We start from the raw sequence: 24271 nt of genomic DNA, 5'->3' as shown, positions 1-24271 counted from the left end.
ATCTGTAGGAGCAGGGCTTGCCCGCGAAGAGGCCCGCAAGACCACCACAAGGCGCTCAGGCCGGCTTGGCCACCATCAGGTAGAAGATCGCCATGAACGCCAGGAACGCCGGCCAACCCAGCGCAAACCACCAACGCATATACGTTTGCGCCTTCAGCGGCATCGGCGAGCCTTCACGCAACGCCTGATCGGCCATCCTGTGCACGCGGATCTGCAGCCACACCACCGGCAACCAGCAGATCCCCGCCAGCACGAACAAGCCCATGCTCCACAGCAGCCAGCCCTGGGTCAGCGGCCAGCCCGCCAGGTACGCCAGTCCCAGGCCGCTCAACGGCTGGAACACCGCCGTGGTGGTGGTGAAGGCCCAATCGGCGAACACCAGATGGCGGAACGTTACGGCGATCACCTCGACCCTGCCGGTACGCCAGGCACGCAAGGCGTAATAGGCGGAGCCGGCGCCGAGGCCGAAGAGAATGGTGGAAGACAGGATATGCAGGGTCTTGAGTATCAGGTAGGCGCTCATCGACGCGGTTCAGTCCATAACAGCCAGAGAGTCGCGACCATCAGCACCAGGTTCTTGGCGACGGCAGCGTAGGGGTCAAACCAGTAGTGCGGCAGCACCAGGGTGATGATCAGGGTGTAGCCGGCCATCAGCAGCAACTGGGCCTGCAACGCCCGGCGGCGCCAGCGCCGCAGCAGCATGCCCAACCCGAGCAGGGCATCGCACAACGAACCGAGCCACACGGCGAAACGCGCAGCCTCGCCCGTCACGCCGGATTCGGCCATGATCCGCAGGCTCCAGTCGTAACCCGGCCCCAGACAGACCGCGGCCGTGCCGAACCAGATCAGCAGCATCACCGCCAGCATCAGCGGGCGCAAGGCCGCCTGGACGCTTTGCGCGGCGTTCGGCCAGTCGACCAGATGGGTCGCCAACGGCGCCGCCCGGTAGCCGCACAGCGCCCCCAGCAATTCGGGATCGGCGACATTGTCGCGCCGGGCCATGCGCAGGCACTGGCGATTCCACGCCAGCCAACCCAGGCGCTCGCCACACCAGGCACCTGCCGTCGCCAGCCATGAGGGGATCCTCAGGTAACGTGCCGGCGCCCAGCCCTGGGCCGCGCGCAGGTGATCGAGCAGTTGCGCCAGGGTCAAGGCTTGCGGCCCGACCAACGGCAGCACCCGCGAGGAAGACGGCCAGTGCCGCAACAACGCCAGCACCGCACCGGACAAGTCATCGATATGCACCGGCTGCAAGCGGGCCTCAAGATCGAGCAGGGGAATCAGCGGCCAGGGCGACAGGCGCGTCAACCAGCCACTGCTGGTCCCGCCCGCGCCCACCAGCAACGACGGCCGCAACACCACAGCGGATACGCCCAGTTCCATCAGATAGGCATCGGCTGCCGCCTTGCTGGCCAGGAAAGGCACGTCCGGCTGCTCGCCGGCGCCCAACGCGGAAATATGCAGGACCCGCAGCCCCCGCGCCGCCGCCAGGTCGAACAGCGCCCGCGTGCCGCGATCCTGGGTGCGCTGCAAGGCCTGGCGATCGACACTCATCAGGCCCGCCGCGTTGATCAGCAGATCGACACCCGGGGGGATCACGAAGTGCTGGGGATCGCTGGCCAGCAGATCCAGATCGAGAACCTGCCACTCGACTTCGGACAAATCCCGGGAATGGCGACGCCGGCTGGTAGCGATCACCTCATGACCGTTGGCGGTCAGCGCGGCAAGCAGGTGGCGACCCACGAAACCCGTGGCCCCCACCAGAAGAACTTTCATGACGATCCCTGGCGGACTAAACCGGTTTGGCGCCCATCAGGGCAGCGATCCCGACGAAACACAGCGTACTGAAGATCGCCAGCGTCAGCGTGAATTTCCAACGGCCGCCCGCCTCGCCCCGGCGCAGGCGATTGAGCCGCACCACGAGCCAGGCCCAGGCCAGGCAACCGAAAGTGTAGAGCACGCTGGAGCCGAGCAGCCAGGTCTGGCCCAGCGGGAAACCACCCAGGTGCACCAGCCACCAGCCGCTGACCGGCTGCACCACCAGGCACAGGGCCATCAGCCACCAGGCCAGTACCCAGGGCATCTTCAGGACCCGCCCCGGGATTGCCAGGTCGCCGGCCCGGCGCCCGCGCCAGAACCAGAGGGCCACGGCCAGCATGCTGCCCAGAAGCAGCACCGTAACCGTGCTGTGCAGCACTTTCAGGGCGGTGAAGGTTTCCATCTCGCTCTTTTTCCTTGGTGGTTGCCCATCAGCGTAGCAGTCATCCGCCCCGTTTCAGCCCAGAAACAGGCGATAGGCCGGGTTGTCGCTTTCATCCCAGTACGGGTAGCCGATTTCCGCCAACGCGGCGGGAACCAGGTGCCGCTCCTCGCTCGGCACCTGCAGGCCGGCAACCACCCGTCCATCGGCAGCGCCATGGTTGCGATAGTGGAACATCGAGATGTTCCAGCGCCCGCCGAGCTTGTTGAGGAAGTTGAACAGCGCCCCCGGACGCTCCGGGAACTCGAAGCGCAACACCATTTCGTCGCTGACCCGTGCCGCATGGCCGCCCACCATGTGGCGGATATGCAGCTTGGCCAGTTCGTTGTCGGTCATGTCCAGCACCGGGAAACCCTGGCTGGTCAGGCTTTCGATCAGCACATTGCGCGGGTCGCTGTCGGGATGGGTCTGCACGCCGACGAAGATGTGCGCTTCGCTGCCGGTGTGGTAGCGATAGTTGAATTCGGTGATCTGGCGCTTGCCGATGGCCTCGCAGAACGCCTTGAAGCTGCCCGGCTGCTCGGGAATGGTCACGGCGATGATCGCCTCGCGGCCTTCACCCAGCTCGGCGCGCTCGGCGACATGGCGCAGGCGGTCGAAGTTGACGTTGGCGCCGGAGTCGATGGCCACCAGGGTCTGCCCGCTGACCTTGCGCTGCTCGACGTACTTCTTGATCCCGGCGGCGCCCAGCGCACCGGCCGGCTCGGTGATCGAACGGGTATCGTCGTAGATGTCCTTGATCGCCGCACAGATCTCGTCGGTGCTGACGGTGATCACCTCATCGACATGGTCCTTGCAGATATCGAAGGTGTGCTGGCCGATCTGGGCCACGGCGACGCCGTCGGCGAAGATCCCCACCGAAGGCAGCACCACCCGTTCACCGGCGGCCATGGCCTGTTGCAGGCAGTTGGAGTCGTCCGGTTCGACACCGATCACCTTGATCTCCGGGCGCAGGTACTTCACGTAGGCCGCGATCCCGGCAATCAGCCCGCCACCACCGACCGGCACGAAGATCGCGTCCAACTGCCCGGGGTGCTGGCGCAGGATCTCCATTGCCACGGTGCCCTGCCCGGCAATGGTGTGCGGATCGTCGTAGGGGTGAATGTAGACGTAGCCCTTTTCCTCGACCAGTTTCAACGAGTAGGCCAGTGCTTCCGGGAAGGAGTCGCCATGCAACACCACCTTGCCGCCACGGGAACGCACGCCCTCGACCTTGATTTCCGGCGTGGTCTTGGGCATCACGATCGTCGCCTTGACCCCCAGCACCTTGGCCGCCAGGGCCAGACCCTGGGCATGGTTGCCCGCTGACGCGGTGACCACGCCACGGGCGCGCTCGGCATCGCTGAGCTGGGTCAGCTTGTTGTAGGCGCCGCGAATCTTGAAGGAAAACACCGGCTGCAGGTCCTCGCGCTTGAGCAGGACCTGGTTGCCCAGCCGCTCGGAAAGCTGGCGGGCGCTCTGCAACGGGGTTTCCACGGCGACGTCGTAGACGCGCGAGGTGAGGATCTTCTTGACGTACTGTTCGAGCATCGGAAAGCATCACTGGCGGGTTGGGCAGGGACCGAGGAGTCTAACCCAGCGCTCGCGGCAACGACCACAGGGTTCCTGAGGTTTTGATCGCCCCTTTTGCCGGCCCGACGCTTATAATGCCGGCCTTTCGCTCACACCTTGCCCGCTTCCGGAGCCCGCATGACCCAGGATCAACTCAAACAGGCGGTGGCCCAGGCCGCTGTCGACTTCATCCTTCCCAAGCTCGATGAGAAAAGCATCGTCGGCGTGGGCACCGGCTCCACCGCCAACTGCTTCATCGACGCCCTGGCCAGGCACAAGAGCGCCTTCGATGGCGCGGTCGCCAGCTCCGAGGCCACTGCGGCACGACTCAAGGGCCATGGCATTCCGGTGTACGAGCTCAACACCGTCAGCGACCTGGAGTTCTACATCGACGGCGCCGATGAAAGCGACGCGCACCTGAACCTGATCAAGGGCGGCGGCGCGGCCCTGACCCGCGAGAAAATCGTCGCGGCCGTGGCCAAGACCTTCATCTGCATCGCCGACGGCAGCAAGCTGGTGCCGGTGCTCGGCGCGTTCCCGCTGCCGGTGGAAGTGATCCCGATGGCCCGCAGCCATGTGGCGCGCCAGTTGGTGAAACTCGGCGGCGACCCGGTGTATCGCGAAGGTGTGGTGACCGATAACGGCAACATCATCCTCGATGTGCACAACCTGCAGATCACCAACCCGGTGGAGCTGGAAACGCAGATCAACGCGATCGTCGGCGTGGTCACCAACGGCCTGTTCGCGGCGCGCCCGGCGGACCTGCTGCTGCTGGGCACCCATGAAGGCGTGAAGACGCTCAAGGCCTGAGTTGGCCGGAGCAGACGCGCAGCCCGGGCTGCGCGTCATCGTTCATCGCCAGCAAGCCCGGGGTTTACTCTGTAGTGCGCTTGAAGACGTAGAACAGATTCGGCTCGCTGATCAGGTACAGCGTCCCCTCATCATCCATGGCAATGCCTTCGGCCTGGGGCACGCTGGCGCCGAGCCCCTGCTGGCCCTTGAGCAACGACAGGCTGCCGACTGGACGCCCATCGACATCGAGCTCCAATACCAGCCGCGACTCATCGGAGAGCGCCAGCAGATGCCCGCTGCGCTCGTCGAACTGCAGGCTGGAAAGATCACGCACGAAAAGTCGGGCGTCGCGGCGAGGATTGCTGGCCACATGCACGGCGGAGGATTGCGCAGGCTCAGGGTAGGGAAAACCATGGATCTCGTAGATCAGCAGGGGATCGCGTTCCTTGGCCACGAACAGTCGCCTGCCGACCGAGTCGTAGGCCAGACCCTCGAAGCCCTTGTTCCCCGGCAGATTCACACCGAGGGTCAGTTGCTCGGCGTCGGCCGCATCGAGAAACCGCGTGCCGTCACCCAGGCGAACCTTGATCAGCCGCTGGCCGCGCTCATCGGTGATGACGTAGGTATCGGCGCTGATGAATTCGATGGCCTCGGGATCACCGAAGCCACGCAACGGAATACGCCGCAGGATACGCCCATCGAGCGACAGCTCGATCAATTCGGCATTCTTGTTGGTCACGGTGAACAGGCTTTTTCTGACGGGGTCGAAGGTCAGGGCAGAAACATCATCCTCCAACCCGTCGATCGCCTGCGCCTCGATGACCACACGGTAATCCGCCAGGCCAATGCTTGCCTCGCTCGGTTGCCACCAGGCATGCCAGTTGAACCAGGCCCGTTCGAACAGCCGATAATGCTGGCCGACGAATCCCATCAATAGCAGAGCACAGAGACCAACCCACGGGATCAGGGAGTTCAGGCGCAAAGTCTGATACATGTGTGCAAGCTCGAAGACAGGACCGGTGACGAATTAACCACGACGGCATGAATTCAAGCTTAATCCTGCGACACCACGCTCGCCCCAAGGCGCTTGCTGCGCTGAGACCTACTGCTTCTCGAAACGGTAGAACAGGTTCGGCTCGCTGACCACGTACACGACCCCTTCCTCGTCAATGGTCACGCCCTCGGCACGCGGAATGGTGTGTTTCAAACCGTTGAAACCACCGAGCAGGGTCATGAAACTGACCTGGTTGCCCTTCTCATCCAACTCCAGCAACAGATGCGACTCCGCCGACAACACCAGCGTATGCTGGGTGCGCGGGTCGATCGCCAACGCTGAAAGATTGCGCACATCCAGCTGGTCGCCAGCCAATCTGCGCTTCTCGCCCAGGAACCGGGTACCGTCGCTTTGCAGGCCGAACAGCGCCGGTGGGCGCTCTTCGCCGAGCAGGATCTGCTGGTTGCGGGCATCCCAGACCACCGCCTCGAACGCCTTGTTCTGATCCTTCGAGGGACCGAGGTCGTACTGCGGAAAGTCCTTGATATTCAGCTCACGGGTATTCGCATCCACAGTGACGATGGTCAGGAGATGCATGCGCTCATCGACGATCGCCATCCTGTCGCCTTCCAGCACCGTGACGGCCTCGGGATTGTTCCAGCCGACCAGGGGAATCTTGCGCAACACGTCGCCCTGCAGAGTCAGCTCGGCGAGGAACGGGTTCTTGCCCATCACCGCGAACAGGGTTTTGGTCCGCGGGCTGTAGCTGACGTCAGAGGCCTCGTCCTTCTCCATGCCCGCCAGGGGCTTGGCGTCGATCACCGCCCGGTAGCCGGGCAGCCAGACGCTCTGCTGGCGCTCGGCAGGGGTTTCGAAACGCTCCTTGATCCACAGCAGGCCGCGATCGTCCCAGTGCATGAACCTGGACAACCCTACCCCGATCACCAGCGCCGCCAGCAGCAGCCAGTAATACCAGCGTCGGGCGAAACGGGAGCGAACAGCGGTAGACGGAGAGGAAAAGGTTTGACCACTCATGCGAAGGCACTTTCCTGATCTTTATGGCATTCAGACAAACACTGTAGGCAAGGCCCAGCGCCAGATCGGGAAATTATCCAGACAGAATGTGAAAAAAACGGCAAAAGCCGGGAAGTCACGCAGATGGAAACAGAGGGAAGATGCCCTCTTCGCAGCAACCTGACGCGAAGAGGGCTACGGCCAGGTCTCAGCGAACGCAGCTTTCGAACCGGCTGACGCCCGGCAATTCCAGCACCAGTTCGTCACCGACGTTCAGCGGCCCCACGCCTACCGGCGTACCGGTCAGGATCACGTCGCCGGCCTGCAGCGAGAAGCACGCGGCCATGTGCTGGATCATCGGCACGATGGGGTTGAGCATGTCGCTGCTGATCCCGTCCTGGCGGACCTCGCCATTGATGGTCAGGCGAATGCCGATACGGGTCAGGTCGGGGAAAGTGCTGCCGACCACGAATGGAGCGAGCACCGCCGCGCCGTCGAACGACTTGGCGATTTCCCAGGGCAGGCCCTTGGCTTTGAGTTCCGCCTGCTTGTCGCGCAGGGTCAGGTCCAGCGCCGGGGCGAAGCCGGAAATCGCATCGAGCACCTCTTCCCGGCTCGGCTTGGTCGACAACGGCTTGCCGATCAATACGGCGATTTCCGCTTCGTAATGCACCGAACCCCGGTCGACCGGAATCTTGAAACCGTTCTCGATCGACACCACGCAACTGCCCGGCTTGATGAACAGCAAAGGTTCGGTAGGCACCGGGTTATCCAGTTCCTTGGCGTGTTCGGCGTAGTTGCGGCCGATGCAGACCACCTTGCCCAGCGGGAAGTGAATGGGGGTACCGTCGACATACTGGTGCTGATAGCTCATTGAGCGTCTCCTGGTCTGCTTGTCATCGTGATGCGGGGTTCAAACCGCGAAGATCTTGCCCGGGTTCATGATCCCGTTCGGGTCGAACACCGCCTTGATCGCCTTCATGTATTCGATTTCGGCCGGGGAGCGGCTGTAGGCGAGATAGTCGCGCTTGGTCATGCCCACGCCGTGTTCGGCGGAAATCGAGCCGTTGTACTTCTCGACGATCTCGAACACCCACTTGTTGACCGTGGCGCATTTGGCGAAGAACTCGTCCTTGCTCAGGCTGTCCGGCTTGAGGATGTTCAGGTGCAGGTTGCCATCGCCGATGTGGCCGTACCAGACGACTTCGAAATCCGGGTAGTGTTCACGGACGATCGTGTCGATTTCCTGGAGGAACGCCGGAACTTTCGACACCGTGACCGAAATGTCGTTCTTGTACGGCGTCCAGTGGGAAATGGTCTCGGAGATGTATTCGCGCAGCTTCCACAGGTTCTGCAACTGGGTTTCGCTCTGGCTCATCACACCATCGAGCACCCAGCCCTGCCCGACGCAATGCTCGAAGGTCTCCAGGGCGAGGTTGGCCACCTCTTCGGTGGTCGCCTCGAACTCCAGCAGCGCGTAGAACGGACACTGGGTTTCGAACGGCGCCGGCACGTCGCCACGGCCAAGGATCCTGGCCAACGCCTTGTCGGAGAAGAATTCGAAGGCGGTCAGGTCCAGTTTGCCCTGGAACGCGTGCAATACCGGCATGATCGAGTCGAAATCGGGTGTGCCGAGCACCATGCAGGTCAGGTTCTTCGGCGCACGGTCCAGGCGCATGGTGGCCTCGACCACGAAGCCCAGGGTGCCCTCGGCACCGATGAACAGTTGGCGCAGGTCATAGCCGGTGGCGTTCTTGATCAGATCCTTGTTCAGCTCCAGCAGGTCGCCCTTGCCGGTGACGACCTTCAGGCCGGCTACCCAGTTGCGGGTCATGCCGTAGCGAATCACCTTGATTCCGCCGGCATTGGTGCCGATATTGCCGCCAATCTGGCTGGAACCCGCCGAGGCGAAATCCACCGGGTAGTACAACCCATGTTCCTCGGCGCGGCTCTGCAACTGCTCGGTGACCACCCCCGGCTCGCACACGGCGGTGCGGTCGGTGAGGTTGATGTCGAGAATCCGGTTCATGTAGTCGAACGACACCACCACCTCGCCATTGGCCGCGACGGCGGCGGCGGACAGGCCGGTACGGCCACCGGATGGCACCAGCGCGACCTGGTGGCGGTTGGCCCAGCGCACGATGGCCTGGACCTGCTCGATGGTCCTGGGAAACACGACAGCGCTGGGCGCAGGGGCGAAATGTTTGGTCCAGTCCTTCCCGTAGGCATTCAGGGAGTCGGCGTCGGTCAGGACCTTGCCGGGTTCAACCAGGGTTTTCAGTTCATCAATCAGGACGGCATCGGTCATCGACAGAACTCTCAAACATTTCATGGTCACCCTGAGAACGCTTCACGTCGCAGAATGAGTGTTTGCGGGTCGCATATGCTAGCATACGCCCCCCGCAGAAGCGTGCTATGAGGCCGACCTGCGGAGCCGGCGAATACGCCGTGAGGTCAGCTCCAGCTGTCCATTTTCCTGCCATTTTTCTCCGGGACACAGGTTTACGCAGATGAGCAAGACTTCTCTCGATAAGAGCAAGATCAAGTTCCTTCTTCTCGAAGGCGTCCACCAATCCGCAGTCGACGTCCTCAAGGCCGCCGGGTACGTCAACATCGAGTACCACACCAAATCCCTGCCGGACGCCGAACTGAAGGAAAAGATCGCCGATGCCCACTTCATCGGCATCCGCTCGCGCACCCAACTGACTGAGGAAATCTTCGATCACGCGAAGAAACTCGTCGCCGTGGGCTGCTTCTGTATCGGTACCAACCAGGTCGACCTCGACGCGGCTCGCGAGCGCGGCATCGCCGTGTTCAACGCCCCGTACTCCAACACCCGCTCCGTTGCCGAGCTGGTGCTGGCCGAAGCGATCCTGCTGCTGCGCGGTATTCCCGAGAAGAACGCTTCCTGCCACCGGGGTGGCTGGATCAAGAGCGCGGCCAACTCCTTCGAGATCCGCGGCAAGAAACTGGGGATCATCGGCTACGGCTCGATCGGTACGCAGTTGTCGGTCCTGGCCGAAGGCCTGGGCATGCAGGTGTTCTTCTACGACACCCTGACCAAGCTGCCGCTGGGCAATGCGACCCAGGTGTCCAGCCTGCACGAACTGCTGGGCATGTCCGACATCGTCACCCTGCACGTTCCGGAAACCGCCGAGACCCAGTGGATGATCGGCGAGAAGGAAATCCGTGCGATCAAGAAGGGCGGCATCCTGATCAACGCCGCCCGCGGTACCGTGGTCGAGCTGGACGCCCTGGCGGACGCGATCAAGGACCAGCACCTGATCGGCGCGGCCATCGACGTGTTCCCGGTGGAGCCACGCTCCAACGACGACATCTTCGAAAGCCCGCTGCGTGGCCTGGACAACGTGATCCTGACCCCGCACATCGGTGGCTCCACCGCCGAAGCCCAGGCCAACATCGGCCTGGAAGTGGCGGAGAAGCTGGTCAAGTACAGCGACAACGGTACCTCGGTATCGTCGGTCAACTTCCCGGAAGTGGCCCTGCCGGCTCACCCGGGCAAGCACCGCCTGCTGCACATCCACCAGAACATTCCGGGCGTGATGAGCGAGATCAACAAGGTCTTCGCCGAAAACGGCATCAACATTTCCGGTCAGTTCCTGCAGACCAACGAGAAGGTCGGCTACGTGGTGATCGACGTCGACGCCGAGTACTCGGACCTGGCGCAAGAGAAGCTGCAGCACGTCAACGGCACCATCCGTTCCCGCGTACTGTTCTAAGCTCCCGGCGCTGAACGAAAAAGGGAGGCCTTCGCAGGCCTCCCTTTTTCATTTGCGCGACCGCTTACTTCACATTGACGGTGATGACCTTCGAGGCCACCGTCGGCTCGAACTGCATGTGGATCTTGTCGCCCGCCACCAGTTGCAGGGTGTGCTTGCCCGGGGCCAGGGTCAGCTGGGTTTCGGTCTGGGCCTTGCCGTAGTGGATCACCTGCTCGGTCGCCGGAATCGGCAGGCTCGGGTCAGGCAGTTCCTTCTGGTCGACCAGCAGGTGATGGTGGCCGGAGTTCGGGGTGGCATCACCGGCCGGCTTGAGCTCCAGGCCCTTCATGCCAAACTTGACGGTGAAGGTCTTGTCGACCGTGGCGCCGTCCTTCGGCGAGACGATCTCGACCTCGGCGCCCTTGGGCGCTGGCGTGCGCGGAATGCCATCCGCGGCGACGGCGAGGAAGCTGGAACCCAGCAAGGCAGTGGCTAAAGCTACACGAGACACTAAGGTTTTCATTAACTTCTCCGGTTTTTCCACAAAATGTGGCGGGTGATGACAACTTCACGACAAATCGTTGTCCAAACTTGCCCACAAACATAAAGCAAAGCGGGTGGCGGTTGCGCATCGCCCGCTCGATTTCATCTTAGGAGTGACCATGCGTTTGCTGCCTGGCCTGTTGCTGTTACTGCCCCTCGCAAGCCCCTTCGCCCAGGCCGAACTGATCGACGACGTCAATGACCGGGGCGAACTGCGCATTGCCCTGGAGGGCGACATGCGCCCCTTCGGCTTCAAGGATGACGGGCACCTGACCGGCTTCGAAGTCGAACTGGGCGAGCTGCTGGCCCGGGAACTCGAGGTCAATCCGTCCTTCATCACCACCGACTCCGCCGATCTGCTGCAGGGCGTGGAAAGCGGCAAGTACGACATTGCCATCAATCACATAGCACTGACCCCGGAACTCAAGGAACGTTTCGACTTCAGCGAACCCTACAGCTACACCAGCGCCCAGTTGATCGTACGCAAGGAGGAGCAACGACCGCTCAGTACGCTGGAAGCGCTCAGAGGGGGTGCTTTGGGTGTAGCTCAAGGTAGCCAGTTCGTCGACCAGGCGCGCACGGTCGAAGGCGTCGACCTGCGCAGTTATCCGAATGCCCAGCAGCCGCTCAAGGATGTGGCCGACAAGCAGATCGACGCCGCCATCAGCGATCGTCTGCTGATCCCCTTCGCCATTCGTGACAGCCATTTGCCGGTCAAGGAAGGCGCGCCCGTGGGGCCGACCGTGACCCTGGCCATCCCGTTCCAGAAGGGCAACCCGGCGTTTCAGGCGAGCCTGAACCTGGCCCTGCAACGGATCAAGGCCGACGGAAGGCTGATGGCGTTGTCGGAGAAATGGTTCGGCATGGATGCGAGCGAGCCGCCCAAGCCTTGAGGGCCAGGCTCAGCAGGCGTCCAGCAGCGCCAGGGCGGCAGCGGCTTCGGGAAGTTCCAGTTCGCTGAACACCTGGACGCCGGCCTGCCTGAGCAAGGCCGCAGTCACACCCTCGCCGGCGACCTTCACACCGCTGAAGGTGCCGTCGTAGGTCTGCAGATTGCCGCAGGACGGGCTGTTGGCCTTGAGCACGGCAATCCGTATGGCGTGGCGCCGCACCAGTTCAAGCGCCTGTCGGGCCCCGTCGATGAACGCCTGGCTGACATCCGCGCCATCATGGGTCACGACCCGGACAATCCCCTCCAGCACTTGCCCACCCTGGCCGCCGGGAATCTCCGCCGCTGCCCGTGGGGTCGGCAGGCCGCCGGCCACTTCCGGGCACAGCGCAACCACCCGGCCTTCGTCCTGCCAGGCGGCCAGTTGCGCGTAGGGGCCGCTAGCACCGCCGTCATAACGCACCCGATGCCCGAGCAGGCAGCGACTGACCAGGATCTTGTGCGGCATCAGAACGGCTCGTCGCCGCGTCGGCGGAACCAGCCGGTCAGCGACAGGCGCTCGCGGGTCGCCGGCAGCACTTCGTGGGGGACATCGCCGGAGAGGAACACGATCAGGCAACCAGCGGTCGGCAGTACGTCACGCTCCACCTCATCGGCCAGGTACATGCGCAACTGGCCGCCCTCTTCCGGCTGCCACGTGTCGTTCAGGTAGAGAATCGCCGACACCGAACGCCGGTCATCGTCACGAAAACGGTCCAGGTGCCGGCGGTAGAAGGCCCCGGCCGGGTACAACGCGAAATGGCACTCGAAATCCTCGAGCCCGAGGTACAAGCCACGGTTCAGCGCCTCGCGCAGGCTGTTCATCAGTCCCAGGTAGCGGTCGCAGGACTCGGCCTGGCCCGGTTCGAGCCACTGGATGTGATCGCCACGGATGCCCTCGCGCACCTGCTGCGCCGCACCCCGCCCCACACCCGCCGGCGCCAGTTCCCCGTCTGCCGCACGTTTACGGCACTCGGTAGCCAGCTCGCGAGTCAGATCGGCAGGCAGGAACAGTTCCTGTTGCGACCAGCCGCGCTCGGCCAGGTCGTCGACAATGGATAACAGCAACGGATGATCAGAAGGTATTTGCATGGCGCGCATAGTATCCGTACGTCCAGGAATCCGACAGAGCCGCCGGACATGACAATACGAATTCTCGACAAGTCCGGCGCTCGCCGGGAGAATAGTCGGCTGTAGACAGGAGTCCCTATGCGCCGTTTGCTTTTTTCGCTATTGATGTTCTGCACCGTGCCCGCCTGGGCAGACAGCCACGACCAGTTGTACAAGGTCGCCGGTTGGCCAGAACAGCGCGCGCATTTCAGCGATGCCCTGGGCGCCGCCCAGCAGAAATACCGCAACAGCCTGCCACCGGCGGTCTACCAGGCCCTGGTCAATAACAGCAACCAGCGCTTCGCCCCCCAGGCCATGGACCAGCGGGCCGAAGCCCAATTGCGCCAGAACCTGGCCAACCCGGCCCCGGCGCTGAAGTTCTTCCAGTCGCCGCTGGGGCGCAAGATCGTCGCCGCCGAACTGCTCGCCACCCGCCGCGACCAACTGGCGAAGAACGCCCAGGGCCTGCCGCATATCGAAGCCAGCGCGACGCGCCGACTGCTGATCAACCACCTGGCCAACGCCCTGCCGGCCCGCGAAGCCGGTGCCGAGGTCAGCCTGGCCATCGCCGGTGTCGCCGCCGACAGCCTCAGTTCGATGATCCCCGGTCTGCTCGGTGCCGGTACCGCCCAGGGCCTGCTCAACGGCCAACGCGAGCGCCTGATGCAGCAGATCGGCAACGACCTGGAAAACACCCTGCTCTACGTCTATCGCGACCTGTCCGATCCGGAACTGGAAGAGTTCTCGAACTTTGCCGAGTCGCCCGAGGGCCGGACCTACTACAAGGCCGCCCTGGCAGCGATCCGCGCCAGCCTGGCGGTGGGGCAGGATCTGGCGCCGGCACAGCCAGGGAACTGAAGATCGACCCCGCTGGCCTGTACGAAAATCGACCACAGGGCGTAACCTGAAAGCCCTGGCGCCATCCATGCAGTAGGTTCGCCTCCCTTCAGGAGACTACTCATGTACAGGATCAACCTCGCTACCGCCGCCGATATCGAAGGCATCACCCAACTGCTCCAGGCCAATTCACCTTCCCGGGGTGGATCACTGACCGGAGAGTTTCCGCTCGAAAAAGTCAGGCAAATGGCCCTCGGCAACGCTCCGGTAGTGGTCGCCTGCCGCGACGACCAGGTCGTTGGCGTACTGTTCAGCGCGGCAAAAGACACCCAACCGGCGCCACCCTCGATCCAGGCCATGCTGGCGGCCTGGCGCGGCAGCCCCGACGCCTACGTCTATGGCCCGGCCTGCATCGCCGCCACGGAACGCGGCCAGGGCCTGCTGGCGCAGCTCTATGCGCAACTCCAACGCCATTACCGGGGGCGCGAGGCGATTCTCTTCATTCGGCGGGACAACGAAGCCTCACGACGCGCCCATGCGCGCCTGGGCATGCACGAAGTCGCCGGCTTCACGCTGGACGGTGATGAGTACGCAGTGCTCAGCGACAGCTCACGCTGACACTCCCAAAGCACGCCAGATGCTCCAAGCCCATTCGTTGCATTCGGCAACCGGAAACGAACAACGCGCCGGAGATGGCGCGTTGTCGAGACTGGACCGGCTGAAGACTCAGCGATTTTTCACCCGCTCGATCGCCGTGTCATACACCGGATTGGCCTTCTGTTCCTTGGCCAGTTCGTAGTGACGCAGCGCGTCGGAGAACTGCCCGGCGTTTTCATAGATGCGGGCAATGTTGTAGTAGGAACTGGCGCGAACGGTGTTGGCCGAGTTGCCGGATGCCAGCGCGACCGCCTTGCGGTTGGCCCAGATGGCTTCGGCGGTATTCCCGGCCTTCTGGTACGCCAGGCCGAGGTTGCTGTAGGCTTGGCCGAAGCTGTTGTTCAGGTCGATAGCCTGGCGGAACAGCGCGATCGACTGTTCCAGGTCACCGGCCTTGTAGGCCGCCTCGCCCTTCACGTTCAATGCTCGCGCATCGGCCTGTGCCGTGGAGCTTACCGCCACTTCGGCAATCGCCACCTTGTCGTCGAGCAGCGGCGAGACTTCGTTCAGCACATTTGCCGGCTCCACCTTCACACCGCTGAAGGTGTTGATGTCCTGGAAGTCGCCGTTGCCGGTCATGCGGAACACGGTCCACAGGTTGCCGCTGCGGTTGGTCGGCACGTAGTAGGTGCGAACCAGGGACTGGCCCATGTAGACGAACACTTTGGCCTGGCTGTTGGACAGCTGGCGCGAGCCTGGATTTTCGCTGTTGGTGAAGTCATGTACGGCATAGACGTAGCTCTCGCCGTAGTGCTTCTTCTGCAGGGTGATGGTTTCCGGGCCATAGCTGTCGGTGTCATCCACGTCCAGGTCGGCGTCGTCGCCCTGCTTCTGTTCGAAGTAGATGTTGTTGCCGGGGAAGATCATGTGCGAGTCGAGGTCCGCCGGGGTCTTGCCCCAGGTCAGCACCACGCGCAGGCCATCGAGGTTCTGCATCACCGGGCTGATGGCATAGGTCATGTCCTTGCACGGGCACTTGACCACCAGGTTGGAGTAACCGGCCTTCTTGATGATCAGCAGGCTGCCGGCATCGTCGGCGAAACCGCTCTGGAGGGTAACCTGGCCCTGGGCGTTGGTCTTGCCGACCACATTCTGCTCGCCGTTGCGCTGCAACAGCACGTCGGCGTCGGCGATCTTCTGGTCCTTGACCACGGCGCTGAGCACTTCGACCGGCAGCGACTCGGCCTCGACCGACCAGGCCAGGGCACACAACGAAAATACCGAAACCATGCGAAGCAAATGCATACTCAACTCCCTTTAAGCTCAAGACGCGGGTGTCGAATGACCCCCGGAAAATTTGCAGCGGAACATACCGACTTTTTGTACGAAACGTCTAATGTTCAGGTGGAAAATTTTGCTTTTGTGGACCAGTCACTGGAGGCAAAAGGCCACCTTGCCAATCTGATCCGCAACCCCACTCAAAGCCCATGGGAAAGCGCCGACAAGTCGCAGACTCGCCAAGGAAGGTAGCGGCTGATCATGCAAGAAAACCCTGAAGACGATGGCGTTATTCGTTTCAAACGCTTGCATCCGGAACAGATCGACGTGGTGCTGGGATCGCACCCGAGCAAGCAGAAGGCACCACGCAGGCTGCGCAGGAAATCCCACAGCCTGCGGATACTGTTGCTGCTCCTGGTCGGCATGCTCGGTTACATGGCTTACAACCGCAGCAGCTATCGCCCACCGCAGAGCCCGCCGGCATCCGAACCGCCCCCCGTGGCTGCCGAGCCCTCGGTCCTGCCTGAAGCTACAACAGATGGGGGCTGATCAAAGATGCAAAGCCATAACGTAACTCTTAGGTGACGGCATTGAGCGTGCGCCCTCTAAAACTCAGAATCGGGCCACTTGAGTGTGTCCACACCTTGCGCTGAAAAATTGAATCAAACTGTGCCGACCTGAGTGGGCTGCGACCTGTGCATGACTCAGATGCCCTACCAACTGGCTCGGCGGTAAGGTGACGTCGGCCACGACCCTGTACACTAGGCGCATAAAAAAGGAGCGCCGTGTGACCGATTCGTACTTCCCCCCCTTGGTTATCAATGGCGCGTCTGTCGACCTATCACACTTGGAACCGTTCACCTTTGAACTCGACAGCCAACTGGCCAAGAAAAGGCTACGCGTGCACGTAACCTTCTCGAATCATTGCTTCTCCAAAAGCTATGACGCAGCGAGCCATCCAGCGAGCGAACCAATCATCGACGCAGGTAGTGAACGACAACGGACATACTGCCCCACTCGCTATCGGTTATCGCATAGCCTTCCAGCATTAATCTGTGGCTTGGCAGAATCGCCAAAGACAAAGGTTTGGGAAACCGCGACCGAGCGGAACTGGTGCTACTCGATCGTAATTGAGGACCCTTCAGGCCTTTATCATGTGTTTTTTGAAATACGGCGTGCAGGTAAGGATCGCCGGCAATGGCAGGATTTGCAGTTGGTGGTGGAAAGCGCCTACCACCAAGACGAGGAAAGTGGACCCAGCCTCAAGGGCAGCATGGCCTTTATGTTACTGTGTGGCAAAATATACATGGGTCAGCCAACGGCAACGAAGCGCTAACAGCAGAAACGAAAAAAGGCGCCATAAGCGCCCTCTTCGTATTCGGTAAAGCAGATCCGGACACTACTTCGGCTTTCGCCTCGGTTCGCCTTGCGCGAACACCCTTTCGGGCTAGGGAACGCTCAATCTCATCCGGTCAGTCGTTCCGCAGTTACAGACATAGTATTCCACTAATAGTGGAATGTCGCAACGATTTGCTAATCATTTTTGAGCATTTCATCTCACGCTAGATAACGAAAAATCACCCATTCAACGGCTTCACTTTTGAGCCAGTAAACCAGGCAATAAAAAACCGCCCCGAAGGGCGGTTTTTCTCAAGCCGATGGCAGGGCCGATTACAACTGCGGACCCGCCGCCTTGATCGCGTCGCTCACGTCGAACTTCTTGAAGTTCTCGATGAACAGGCCAGCCAGGGCTTTCGCCGCTTCGTCATAGGCAGCTTTGTCAGCCCAGGTGTTGCGTGGGTTGAGCAGGCCGGTTTCGACGCCTGGGACGGCCAGTGGCACGTCCAGGTTGATGGTGTCCAGGTGCTCGGTCTCGGCACCGACCAGAGCGCCGCTCTGGATCGCCGCGATCACGCCACGGGTGGTCGGGATGTTGAAGCGCTTGCCCACGCCGTAGCCACCGCCGGTCCAACCGGTGTTGACCAGGTAGACCTTGGAGCCGAAACCACGGATGCGCTTGATCAGCAGCTCCGCGTATACGCCAGCCGGACGCGGGAAGAACGGCGCGCCGAAACAGGTGGAGAAGGTCGACTTGATGCCGCCGCCCGAACCCATTTCGGTCGAACCGACCAGCGCGGTGTAACCGGACAGGAAGTGGTAGGCCGCCTGCTCTTCGCTGAGGATCGACACTGGAGGCAGTACGCCAGTCAGGTCGCAGGTCAGGAAGATGACAGCGTTCGGCTCGCCACCGAGGTTCTTCGGTGCGCGTTTTTCGATCAGTTCACGCGGGTAGGCCGCACGGCTGTTCTGGGTCAGGCTGCTGTCGGCGTAGTCGGCCTTCTTGTTGGCATCGAGCACGACGTTTTCCAGCACGGCGCCGTGCTGGATGGCTTTCCAGATGACCGGCTCGTTCTTCTCGGACAGGTCGATGCACTTGGCATAGCAACCGCCTTCGATGTTGAACACCACGCCCTCGCCCCAACCGTGCTCGTCGTCACCGATCAGGTAGCGGCTTTCGTCAGCCGACAGGGTGGTCTTGCCGGTGCCCGACAGGCCGAAGAACAGGGTCACGTCGCCCGCTTCGCCCATGTTGGCCGCGCAGTGCATCGGCAGCACGTCGACCGCCGGCAGCAGGAAGTTCTGCACCGAGAACATGGCTTTCTTCATTTCACCGGCGTAGCGCATGCCGGCGATCAGGACTTTCCTGGCCGCGAAGTTGATGATCACGGTGCCATCGGAGTTGGTGCCATCGCGCTCGGGCACGCACTCGAAGTCCGGCACGTTCAGGATCTGCCACTCGGCCTTGCCACCGGCGTTGTACTGGCCGGCTTCCGGGTTGATGAACAGGCAACGGCCGAACAGGTTGTGCCAGGCAGTGCCGGTGGTCATCTTGACCGGCAGGTAGTGTGCAGGGTCGGAACCTACATGCACGTGGGAAACAAAACGCTCGCGCTCGCCGACGAAGGCTTCGACGCGGTTCCACAGGGCGTCGAACTTGTCGGCCGGGAACTTGCGGTTGATCGGGCCCCAGGCGATTTCGTCCTGGGTGGAAGGCTCTTCGACGATGAAACGGTCTACCGGCGAACGACCGGTACGATGGCCGGTACGCACCACCAGCGCGCCGGTATCGGCGAGCTCACCTTCACCACGAGCCAGGGCTTCCTTGACCAGATCATCGACACTCAGATCGGTGTACACGGCATTGTTTGCTTGCGTCATGAAATTCCCCGTCGGCCGCTGGCCGAGTGCTCCAAACGTTTTGTAGTAGAAAGTCGCGCACTACTACCGTGAAAAAAGTGCGCCGGATTATGCCAGAAACGCCCAAAAAAAGTAGGGCCCTCCTGTCAGAACGCCTATTTTCCGGCGTTTGACAGGAGATTTACCTGCGCTGAAGCGTTTTAGTGACGAGTATCTGACGGGGTCTCGACCCCTGCGCCGGCAAACAACTGCGCAATATCAGCCGCATCGAACAGGTAACGCTGGTTGCAGAATTGGCAATCGATCTCGATTGCACCGCCCCGCTCGGCCACCAGTTGCTGGGCATCTTCCAGGCCCAGGCTGACCAGGGCGTTACCCGAGCGCTCGCGCGAGCAGCTGCAATGGAAGCGTAGCGGCTGGTTGTCGAACAGGCGCACCGCTTCCTCATGATAGAGGCGATGCAGCACGGTTTCGTTGTCCAGGCCGAGCAGTTCCTCGGCGGTCAGGGTGCTGGCCAGGGCGGTGATGTGCTGCCAGCTGGCGGCACGCTCCTCTTCATCCTTGATCCGGTCGGCAGGCAGTTGCTGCAGCAGCAGGCCGCGAGCACGTTGGCCATCGGCATTGAGCCAGAAGCGGGTACCGACCTGCTGGGACATGACGAAGTAGTTGGTGAAGCAGTCCGACAGGGTCGCGCCGTCAAGGTCGACGATGCCCTGGTAACGCTGACCCTTGACCGGGTCGACGGTCAGCGCCAGGACACCGTTGGGCATCAGGTCGGCCAGGCTTGCACCCGGCGCGATCCGATCCGCCTCGTAGCGGGCCAGCCCGCGAATCTCGCGCTCGCTGGAACACTCGACCATCAGCAACGGCACCGCGCCTTCGGAGCGTGCCTGAAGAATCAGCAGGCCGTCGAACTTCAAGGTGCCGACCAGCAGCGCGGCGGCGGCCATCAGTTCGCCGAGCAGTTGGGCCACCGGCTGCGGATAGGGGTGCTTGGCCAGGACTTCAGCGTAGCTGCGTTCCAGCGACACCAGTTCGCCACGCGTGTCGCTGTCATCGAAGATGAAGCGTTGGGTGTAATCGGTGTCTGGTAGATCTGACATAGGTTTCGATTCTGGAAGTAGGAATGAAGGTGTTCGACTCAGAGATTCTGAGCATTTTATGAACAAATCGGGGTTCTGACCACGCAACATGGGGGCGAATGCCTGTCAGTCAAGGATCAACGGGATTATTCGCCACCCGCCCCACGGAACTTGAACAGGTCGCGGCGCTGCTTCTTGGTCGGTTTGCCGTCAGTGGTCAACCCCAGGGCACCGGCCTTGCGCTGGGCCGCCTCGGCCTCGCGCCTGGCGACACTGGCGGCGGTCTCGGCATACAGCGCCTGCGCCTCAGGGGCGCCACGACGCACCACCGACAGCGCCTGGACCACCACGGTACGCTCATCGAAGCCGGTACGAATCAGCAGTTCGTCGCCGACCCGCGGCTCTTTCGAAGGCTTGCAGCGCTCGCCACGGCAATGCACCTTGCCGCTCTCGATCGCCGCCTTGGCCAGGGCGCGGGTCTTGTAGAAGCGGGCTGCCCACAACCATTTGTCGAGGCGAACCTTGTCGTCCTCTTCCGATTTCTGTGCCACGGGGATTCCTCAAACTGAAATATTGCTCAACTGTACTACCGTTGCCGTCGAAGCTGAATTTCCCCTCCCGGTCTAGAATGCCGGATGAGCCAGGGATATGTTCACGACCTTTAAAAAGTCGCACAGATATCTATCGCCATTTACCCATTATTCTGCGTGAATACCGCCATGACCGCTGCCTGGCGGCCCGAGCAGGTTTCTCACCGGTTGAGCACTTTGAAGACATTTGACCATTTGACCGTTGTGGGTCTGCGCGAGTGGGTCGCGCTCCCGGATCTGGGAGTCGCGGGCCTGCGGGCGAAGATCGACACCGGCGCCAGTACCTCCAGCCTGCACGCCACCGATATCGAGCCGTTCGAGCGCGACGGGGCGAAGTGGGTACGTTTCACCGCCCACCTGGGCACCGTGGTGCAGTTGCGCCATCGGCGCTGCGAAGCGCCGTTGCTGGCGATGAAGACCATCAAGAGTTCCAACGGCCATGCCCAGGCCCGTTATGTGATCGCCACCACCCTGGCCCTGGGCGACCGGGTCTGGCAGGTGCAGTTCACCCTCGCCTGCCGCAAGTCCATGCGCTATCGCCTGCTGCTCGGTTCCAAGGCCCTGGTCGACGGCCAACTGGTGGTCAATCCAGGCAGCAAATACGTTCAGGAAAAGCCGGTGTTCCCGGTTACTACTACCTCTGCCACAGGTGTTGCATGAAAATCGCTGTGCTGTCGCGTAATCCGCGTCTGTATTCCACTCGTCGCCTGGTCGAGGCCGGCGTCCAGCGTGGCCATGAAATGGTAGTGGTCGACACCCTGCGCGCCTATATGAACATCGCCAGCCACAAGCCGCAGATCCACTACCGCGGCAAACCGCTGGAAGGCTTCGACGCGGTCATTCCGCGAATCGGCGCTTCGGTGACTTTCTATGGCTGCGCGGTATTGCGCCAATTCGAGATGATGGGCGTCTTTCCGCTCAACGAATCGGTGGCGATCGCCCGCTCCCGGGACAAGCTGCGCTCGCTGCAACTGCTGTCGCGCCGCGGGATCGGCCTGCCGGTCACCGGCTTCGCCCACTCGCCGGACGATATCCCCGACCTGATCGAGATGGTCAACGGCGCCCCGCTGGTGATCAAGGTCCTCGAAGGCACCCAGGGCATCGGCGTGGTGCTGTGCGAGACGGCGACCGCGGCGGAATCGGTGATCGAGGCCTTCATGGGCCTCAAGCAGGACATCATGGTCCAGGAATACATCAAGGAAGCCGGCGGTGCCGATATCCGCTGCTTCGTAGTCGGCGACAAGGTGATCGCGGCCATGAAGCGCCAGGCCCGCCCTGGCGAATTCCGCTCCAACCTGCATCGCGGCGGCAGTGCCAGCCTGATCAAGATCACCCCGGAAGAACGCATGACCGCACTCAGCGCAGCCAAGGTGATGGGCCTCAGCGTGGCCGGCGTGGATATCCTGCGCTCCAATCACGGACCGCTGGTGATGGAGGTCAACTCGTCGCCGGGCCTGGAAGGGATCGAGACCACCACCGGCAAGGACGTGGCGGGCATGATCATCCAGCATATCGAGAAGAACGGCGGGCCGAACATGACCCGAACCAAGGGCAAGGGCTGAAACCCGCCCGGCAAACCGACGCGGGCTAAACTGCGTCGCGCGGAAGCATCAGCCCCAACGGCAACCGAACCCGCGCCTCGAGACCGCCACCGGACCGGTTGCGCAATTCGACATTGCCGCCGTGCATCGAGGCGATCCGCTTGACGATCGCCAGGCCCAGCCCGGTGCCCTTGCCGCCCCGGGCCTTGTCGCCGCGGGTGAACGGGTTGAAGATGCCCTCCAGCTCCGCCGGGTCGATACCCGCACCCCGGTCCATCACGCTCAGCACCACATAGGGTGCGTTGGTATCGCCAGACACGTAGGCAGCGACTTCCACCGCTTCCCCGGCATGGTTGAGGGCGTTGCCGATCAGGTTGTTCAACAGGCGTTTCATCGACACCCGCCGCAAGGGAAACGGCCGGATCGGCTGCAGGCGCATCTGCACCCGCTGTTCGTTCTGGTTGTAGGGCGCCACCACCTCGCGCACCAGGTCACTGAGATCCACCTCCTCCACCGACTCGTCGCGGCCGTCACGGATGAAGGCGAGGAACTGGTCGAGAATCGCGTCCATGTCCTCGATATCCCGCACCATGTCCTCGCTGAGTTCACTGTGGTCGTCCATCAGTTCCAGGGACAGGCGCAAGCGGGTCAACGGCGTGCGCAGGTCATGGGAAACTCCCGCCAGCATCAGTTCACGCTCGCGACCGGCCTGCTCGACATCCTCGGCCATCTGGTTGAAGGCGCTGTAGACCTCGGTCATTTCGCTGGGTGTGTCGCTGATCGGCAGGCGTACGCTGCGTCCCTGGCCCAGTTGCCGTGCGGCGAAAACCAGGCGCTTCAGCGGCTGGTTGAGCTGGCTGACGAAGATCCAGGCCGACGCCGTCGACAACAGCCCGATGGCCAGGAACCAGCCCAGCACGCTCCAGATCTTCTGCCCGCGCAACGGATGCGGATACAGCGGCACTTTCAGCCAACCCGCGCCCAGGCTCGGCGCCCGTACCCACAAGGCCGGCGGCGCATGCATGCGCAGGCGAACCTCGGTGTCGGCCCCCAGCTCGGCCTGCATCTGGCGCTGGTAGATCTCGCTGTACGGCCAGTGCTGCTCGCCCTCCGGCACCCCACCGCTGACCACGCGGATCAGCCCCGCCGCATCGGCGATCTTGTCGCGATCGTCCTCGTCGGCCGCCCAGTAGGCACGTAGGGTCAACGCCACGCCGTGGCTGTATTGGCGATCGACCAGCACGTCCTCGTTCATCAGCAGGTAGACCAGGGTCAGCGCCTTGGAAAACAGCACCACGATGAGCACCAGCCAGAGGGTGCGCGAGAAGAAGCTTTGGGGGAACCAGAGAGGGGTCTTCATAAATACAGCCGCTACATACTTTGCAGGAGCGAGCAGGCGGGCTCGCACAATTGCGGATCGCGACTTGCCCGGACGGCTTGCGCACGCCCGGGCACTTCGCTCCTACAAATCACCGGTCACTTGGTCGCGGTGCCGTCCGGCACGAACACGTAGCCCACACCCCAGACGGTCTGGATATAGCGCGGTTTGGACGGATCCGGCTCGATCATGCGACGCAGGCGGGAAATCTGTACGTCGATGGAACGCTCCAGTGCATCCCACTCGCGGCCACGGGCCAGGTTCATCAGCTTGTCGCGGGTCAGCGGTTCGCGGGCATGCATCACCAGTGCCTTGAGCACCGCGAATTCGCCGGTGGTGAGCATGTGCACCTCGTCACCGCGCTTGAGTTCGCGGGTGGCGAGGGACAGCTCGTAGTCGCCGAAGGTGACGCTTTCGTCCTCGCTGCCCGGGGCGCCCGGAACCGGCGCGGCCTGGCGGCGCAGCACGGCCTTGACCCGCGCCATCAGTTCATCGGGGTTGAACGGCTTGGCCAGGTAGTCGTCGGCCCCCAGTTCCAGGCCCTTGATCCGGCTCAGTTCGTCGCCCTTGGCGGTGAGCATGATGATCGGCACCTGGTTGTTCGCCGCACGCAGGCGACGGCAGGCCGTCAGGCCGTCTTCACCCGGCAGCATCAGGTCGAGGACCACCAGATTGAACACTTCACGGGCCAGCAGACGATCCATTTGCTCGGTGTTGGCCACCGCGCGGGCGCGATAGCCCTTGCTGGTGAAAAAACGCTCCAGCAGGCTGCTCAGCCCCGGATCGTCGTCCACGATGAGGATTTTTTCGCCTTCAGCAGTTTGTGCAGTGCTGCTCATGGGTTGCTCCTTTGATC

The 24271-nt window shown here is 62.5% G+C and carries 26 protein-coding genes; 9 read left to right on the top strand and 17 right to left on the bottom strand.

Going from position 1 to position 24271, the window contains the following annotated elements:
* Nucleotides 1-55: 55 nt before the first annotated feature.
* Genes ACM62G_RS13630 through ilvA form a run of 4 tightly spaced genes read right to left on the bottom strand, consistent with a single transcriptional unit; the run spans nucleotide 56 to nucleotide 3790 of the window.
* Complete coding sequence (locus ACM62G_RS13630; protein ID WP_419737314.1) at nucleotides 56-523, bottom strand: DUF2269 family protein; 468 nt, start codon at nucleotides 521-523, stop codon at nucleotides 56-58.
* A complete protein-coding gene (locus tag ACM62G_RS13625; RefSeq protein ID WP_273823298.1) occupies nucleotides 520-1776 on the bottom strand; it encodes an SDR family oxidoreductase in 1257 nt (418 codons plus the stop codon). Before ACM62G_RS13625 ends, ACM62G_RS13630 begins: the two co-directional genes overlap by 4 nt.
* Before the next feature lie 16 nt (nucleotides 1777-1792).
* Nucleotides 1793-2221: a DUF2269 family protein gene (locus tag ACM62G_RS13620; protein ID WP_054058646.1), complete on the bottom strand. Its 429-nt coding sequence runs from the start codon at nucleotides 2219-2221 to the stop codon at nucleotides 1793-1795.
* Nucleotides 2222-2275: 54 nt separating this feature from the next.
* Nucleotides 2276-3790 (bottom strand): threonine ammonia-lyase, biosynthetic, encoded by a 1515-nt coding sequence (gene ilvA / locus ACM62G_RS13615; RefSeq protein ID WP_054058645.1) that lies wholly within the window; start codon nucleotides 3788-3790, stop codon nucleotides 2276-2278.
* 159 nt (nucleotides 3791-3949) lie between these two features.
* Here ilvA and rpiA point away from each other — a divergent pair, with 159 nt between their 5' ends.
* Nucleotides 3950-4621: a ribose-5-phosphate isomerase RpiA gene (gene rpiA, locus ACM62G_RS13610; RefSeq protein ID WP_054058644.1), complete on the top strand. Its 672-nt coding sequence runs from the start codon at nucleotides 3950-3952 to the stop codon at nucleotides 4619-4621.
* A 64-nt stretch (nucleotides 4622-4685) separates the two neighbouring features.
* Here rpiA and ACM62G_RS13605 read toward each other — a convergent pair whose 3' ends face one another.
* From ACM62G_RS13605 to ACM62G_RS13590, 4 genes are all read right to left on the bottom strand, one after another.
* Entirely contained in the window at nucleotides 4686-5597 is a 912-nt protein-coding gene (locus tag ACM62G_RS13605; RefSeq protein WP_273823297.1) for an SdiA-regulated domain-containing protein, read from the bottom strand.
* 108 nt (nucleotides 5598-5705) lie between these two features.
* On the bottom strand, nucleotides 5706-6632 hold the full coding sequence (locus ACM62G_RS13600; RefSeq protein WP_419737313.1) for an SdiA-regulated domain-containing protein: 927 nt from the start codon (nucleotides 6630-6632) through the stop codon (nucleotides 5706-5708).
* A 187-nt stretch (nucleotides 6633-6819) separates the two neighbouring features.
* Nucleotides 6820-7485, bottom strand: a complete 666-nt coding sequence (locus ACM62G_RS13595; RefSeq protein WP_054058641.1) for a fumarylacetoacetate hydrolase family protein — start codon at nucleotides 7483-7485, stop codon at nucleotides 6820-6822.
* Between the two features lie 39 nt (nucleotides 7486-7524).
* Entirely contained in the window at nucleotides 7525-8919 is a 1395-nt protein-coding gene (locus tag ACM62G_RS13590; RefSeq protein WP_419737312.1) for an FAD-binding oxidoreductase, read from the bottom strand.
* Between the two features lie 202 nt (nucleotides 8920-9121).
* On the opposite strand from ACM62G_RS13590, the gene serA reads away from it, so the two are divergent.
* Nucleotides 9122-10351, top strand: a complete 1230-nt coding sequence (gene serA / locus ACM62G_RS13585; RefSeq protein ID WP_017903268.1) for a phosphoglycerate dehydrogenase — start codon at nucleotides 9122-9124, stop codon at nucleotides 10349-10351.
* Nucleotides 10352-10415: 64 nt separating this feature from the next.
* Here the strand turns inward: serA and ACM62G_RS13580 are convergent, their stop codons facing one another.
* A complete protein-coding gene (locus tag ACM62G_RS13580) occupies nucleotides 10416-10856 on the bottom strand; it encodes a DUF4399 domain-containing protein (RefSeq protein ID WP_054063574.1) in 441 nt (146 codons plus the stop codon).
* Nucleotides 10857-10995: 139 nt separating this feature from the next.
* On the opposite strand from ACM62G_RS13580, the gene ACM62G_RS13575 reads away from it, so the two are divergent.
* Nucleotides 10996-11769 carry a transporter substrate-binding domain-containing protein gene (locus tag ACM62G_RS13575; protein WP_054058638.1) on the top strand — a complete coding sequence of 258 codons (774 nt, stop codon included), beginning with the start codon at nucleotides 10996-10998 and terminating at the stop codon, nucleotides 11767-11769.
* A gap of 9 nt (nucleotides 11770-11778) precedes the next feature.
* Here ACM62G_RS13575 and ACM62G_RS13570 read toward each other — a convergent pair whose 3' ends face one another.
* A complete protein-coding gene (locus ACM62G_RS13570; protein WP_419737311.1) occupies nucleotides 11779-12273 on the bottom strand; it encodes a DUF523 domain-containing protein in 495 nt (164 codons plus the stop codon).
* On the bottom strand, nucleotides 12273-12905 hold the full coding sequence (locus ACM62G_RS13565; protein ID WP_273823292.1) for a 2OG-Fe(II) oxygenase: 633 nt from the start codon (nucleotides 12903-12905) through the stop codon (nucleotides 12273-12275). The genes ACM62G_RS13570 and ACM62G_RS13565 overlap by 1 nt, the downstream gene beginning before the upstream one ends.
* 108 nt (nucleotides 12906-13013) lie before the next feature.
* On the opposite strand from ACM62G_RS13565, the gene ACM62G_RS13560 reads away from it, so the two are divergent.
* Nucleotides 13014-13772: a DUF2059 domain-containing protein gene (locus ACM62G_RS13560; protein ID WP_273823291.1), complete on the top strand. Its 759-nt coding sequence runs from the start codon at nucleotides 13014-13016 to the stop codon at nucleotides 13770-13772.
* Nucleotides 13773-13874: 102 nt separating this feature from the next.
* Nucleotides 13875-14369 carry an N-acetyltransferase family protein gene (locus ACM62G_RS13555; RefSeq protein ID WP_419737310.1) on the top strand — a complete coding sequence of 165 codons (495 nt, stop codon included), beginning with the start codon at nucleotides 13875-13877 and terminating at the stop codon, nucleotides 14367-14369.
* A 108-nt stretch (nucleotides 14370-14477) separates the two neighbouring features.
* On the opposite strand, the gene ACM62G_RS13550 is transcribed toward ACM62G_RS13555, so the two are convergent.
* Nucleotides 14478-15653 carry a tetratricopeptide repeat protein gene (locus tag ACM62G_RS13550; protein ID WP_419737309.1) on the bottom strand — a complete coding sequence of 392 codons (1176 nt, stop codon included), beginning with the start codon at nucleotides 15651-15653 and terminating at the stop codon, nucleotides 14478-14480.
* A 234-nt stretch (nucleotides 15654-15887) separates the two neighbouring features.
* Between ACM62G_RS13550 and ACM62G_RS13545 the strand changes: the two genes are divergently transcribed.
* Together ACM62G_RS13545 and ACM62G_RS13540 are read left to right on the top strand one after the other, a co-directional pair.
* Nucleotides 15888-16175: a hypothetical protein gene (locus tag ACM62G_RS13545; protein ID WP_419737308.1), complete on the top strand. Its 288-nt coding sequence runs from the start codon at nucleotides 15888-15890 to the stop codon at nucleotides 16173-16175.
* 238 nt (nucleotides 16176-16413) lie between these two features.
* On the top strand, nucleotides 16414-16962 hold the full coding sequence (locus ACM62G_RS13540; protein WP_419737307.1) for a hypothetical protein: 549 nt from the start codon (nucleotides 16414-16416) through the stop codon (nucleotides 16960-16962).
* 335 nt (nucleotides 16963-17297) lie between these two features.
* Here the strand turns inward: ACM62G_RS13540 and ACM62G_RS13535 are convergent, their stop codons facing one another.
* From ACM62G_RS13535 to ACM62G_RS13525, 3 genes are all read right to left on the bottom strand, one after another.
* Nucleotides 17298-18845, bottom strand: a complete 1548-nt coding sequence (locus ACM62G_RS13535) for a phosphoenolpyruvate carboxykinase (RefSeq protein ID WP_054058632.1) — start codon at nucleotides 18843-18845, stop codon at nucleotides 17298-17300.
* A gap of 179 nt (nucleotides 18846-19024) precedes the next feature.
* Nucleotides 19025-19927 (bottom strand): Hsp33 family molecular chaperone HslO, encoded by a 903-nt coding sequence (gene hslO, locus ACM62G_RS13530; protein WP_054063581.1) that lies wholly within the window; start codon nucleotides 19925-19927, stop codon nucleotides 19025-19027.
* A 125-nt stretch (nucleotides 19928-20052) separates the two neighbouring features.
* Nucleotides 20053-20457, bottom strand: coding sequence for an RNA-binding S4 domain-containing protein (locus ACM62G_RS13525; RefSeq protein ID WP_054058630.1), 405 nt, complete (start codon nucleotides 20455-20457; stop codon nucleotides 20053-20055).
* A 216-nt stretch (nucleotides 20458-20673) separates the two neighbouring features.
* Between ACM62G_RS13525 and ACM62G_RS13520 the strand changes: the two genes are divergently transcribed.
* Nucleotides 20674-21156, top strand: a complete 483-nt coding sequence (locus ACM62G_RS13520) for an ATP-dependent zinc protease (protein WP_054058629.1) — start codon at nucleotides 20674-20676, stop codon at nucleotides 21154-21156.
* Nucleotides 21153-22058, top strand: coding sequence for a 30S ribosomal protein S6--L-glutamate ligase (rimK, locus tag ACM62G_RS13515; protein WP_017903280.1), 906 nt, complete (start codon nucleotides 21153-21155; stop codon nucleotides 22056-22058). Before ACM62G_RS13520 ends, rimK begins: the two co-directional genes overlap by 4 nt.
* Before the next feature lie 25 nt (nucleotides 22059-22083).
* Here rimK and ACM62G_RS13510 read toward each other — a convergent pair whose 3' ends face one another.
* Together ACM62G_RS13510 and ompR are read right to left on the bottom strand one after the other, a co-directional pair.
* Nucleotides 22084-23397, bottom strand: a complete 1314-nt coding sequence (locus ACM62G_RS13510; protein WP_273823289.1) for an ATP-binding protein — start codon at nucleotides 23395-23397, stop codon at nucleotides 22084-22086.
* Between the two features lie 116 nt (nucleotides 23398-23513).
* The gene (ompR, locus tag ACM62G_RS13505; protein ID WP_054058627.1) at nucleotides 23514-24254 is read right to left on the bottom strand and encodes a two-component system response regulator OmpR; all 741 of its coding nucleotides are present in this window, start codon (nucleotides 24252-24254) and stop codon (nucleotides 23514-23516) included.
* Nucleotides 24255-24271: the final 17 nt, after the last annotated feature.

The organism is Pseudomonas sp. COR18 (assembly GCF_048568395.1).
Taxonomy (GTDB): domain Bacteria; phylum Pseudomonadota; class Gammaproteobacteria; order Pseudomonadales; family Pseudomonadaceae; genus Aquipseudomonas; species Aquipseudomonas fuscovaginae_B.
The sequence above is the reverse complement of the archived record's forward strand: the minus strand, read 5'-3'. Positions and strand labels throughout refer to the sequence as shown.